Origin of the sequence: Corynebacterium sp. UMB9976 (genome assembly GCF_030212265.1) — a bacterium.
Lineage (GTDB): Bacteria > Actinomycetota > Actinomycetes > Mycobacteriales > Mycobacteriaceae > Corynebacterium.
In genome coordinates this window covers 1-238 of record NZ_JASODY010000172.1, presented here as the reverse complement: position 1 = coordinate 238, position 238 = coordinate 1, and the positions used below count along the sequence as shown (strand labels likewise).

At 56.3% G+C, this 238-nt stretch carries 1 protein-coding gene; it reads right to left on the bottom strand.

Annotated features, from left to right (window positions below; all coding sequences use genetic code 11):
* The coding region (locus QP140_RS10270) for an IS3 family transposase (RefSeq protein ID WP_284759551.1) at nt 1-238 on the bottom strand (238 nt) is incomplete at both ends.

Below are 238 nucleotides of genomic sequence, written 5' to 3'. Positions count from 1 at the left end.
CAGCGATGTGGCTGATCGTCCCAGTGTAGGAAACATATGGCCTGCGCTGGCGGATCTTGGCTCGAAGCCCCATCTCGTACATGAGTTTGTACACGAGTTTGTGGTTGACCACCCAGCCTTGGTTCCGCAGGTCAAGTAGGACTCGCCTATAGCCGTAGCGATGCTTGTTCCGTTCGAAGCACTCCCGGATCGCGGCTTTGAGTGCTGCGTGCTTATCCGGCTTGTTGAGGCGTTTCTG